1 rRNA gene is annotated in these 1,778 nt (G+C 56.6%); it reads right to left on the bottom strand.

Annotated features, from left to right (window positions below):
- Positions 1-1,758 (bottom strand): 23S ribosomal RNA (locus tag ACYVIP_RS44755); the annotation flags it as partial.
- Positions 1,759-1,778 lie beyond the last annotated feature (20 nt).

The following is a 1,778-nucleotide window of genomic DNA, read 5'->3' as shown; positions in this document are numbered from 1 at the left end:
CATTCGGCTATGCATCACGTCTCAGGATATGTGACCGGCGGATTTGCCTACCGATCTCCCTACACGCTTACACCAGTCACCATCAGCTGGCGGAGCTACCCTCCTGCGTCACCCCATCGTTTGGCTACTACCGGCTCAGATCCCACGCTCCCCACACACAAATCCGAAAACTCGCGCGCAGTTCGGGTGGTTAGTATCACCGACCTCGCCAGGGACGCATCCACACGGGTACGGGAATATCAACCCGTTGTCCATCGACTACGCCTGTCGGCCTCGCCTTAGGTCCCGACTTACCCTGGGCGGATTAACCTGGCCCAGGAACCCTTGGTCATCCGGCGGCAGAGGTTCTCACTCTGCTTTCGCTACTCATGCCTGCATTCTCACTCCCACACCCTCCACCAGTGGTTCACACCCTGGCTTCCCTGGATGCAGGACGCTCCCCTACCCACCCACACCACTGCACAACCCTCCCGAAGAAGAGAAGTGGATGTATTGTGTAAGTGACACAGCTTCGGCGGTACGCTTAAGCCCCGCTACATTGTCGGCGCAGGACCACTTGACCAGTGAGCTATTACGCACTCTTTCAAGGGTGGCTGCTTCTAAGCCAACCTCCTGGTTGTCTGGGCGACCCCACATCCTTTCCCACTTAGCGCACACTTAGGGGCCTTAGCTGGTGTTCTGGGCTGTTTCCCTCTCGACCACGAACCTTATCGCCCGCAGTCTCACTGCCACACTCTCACACGCCGGTATTCGGAGTTTGGTTGATTTCGGTAAGCTTGTAGGCCCCCTAGACCATCCAGTGCTCTACCCCCGACGTGAAACATGTGACGCTGCACCTAAATGCATTTCGGGGAGAACCAGCTATCACGGAGTTTGATTGGCCTTTCACCCCTACCCACAGCTCATCCCCCAGGTTTTCAACCCTGGTGGGTTCGGGCCTCCACGCCGTCTTACCGGCGCTTCACCCTGGCCATGGGTAGATCACCCCGCTTCGGGTCTAGAGCACGCGACTCAAACGCCCTATTCAGACTCGCTTTCGCTACGGCTACCCCACACGGGTTAACCTCGCCACGCACCACTAACTCGCAGGCTCATTCTTCAAAAGGCACGCCATCACCGTTGCTAAGACGGCTCTGACGGCTTGTAGGCACACGGTTTCAGGTACTCTTTCACTCCCCTCCCGGGGTACTTTTCACCTTTCCCTCACGGTACTAGTCCGCTATCGGTCATCAGGGAGTATTTAGGCTTAGCGGGTGGTCCCGCCAGATTCACAGCAAATTCCACGAGCTCGCTGCTACTCGGGAACACCATCAAGGGAGATGTTGCGTTTTCGTCTACCCGACTCTCACGGTCTACGGTCCAGTTTCCCAAACTGATTCGACTAACAACAACATTTTCTTACTCCCCACCGGCATGGCAGCACCGGTAAGACAGGTCCCACAACCCCGCACACGCAACCCCTGCCAGGTATCACACGCGCACGGTTTAGCCTCCTCCGCTTTCGCTCGCCACTACTCACGGAATCACTCTTGTTTTCTCTTCCTACGGGTACTGAGATGTTTCACTTCCCCGCGTTACCCCCATCACCCTATACATTCAGATGATGGTGACACCCCATGACGGGTGCCGGGTTTCCCCATTCGGAAATCCTCGGATCTCAGCTCGGTTGACAGCTCCCCGAGGCATATCGCAGCCTCCCACGTCCTTCATCAGCTCCTGATGCCCAGGCATCCACCATGTGCCCTTAATAACTTAACACACAAACGATCAAAGATGCT

This window comes from Actinophytocola sediminis (assembly GCF_054779715.1).
This window is presented reverse-complemented; position numbering and strand designations above follow the sequence as displayed.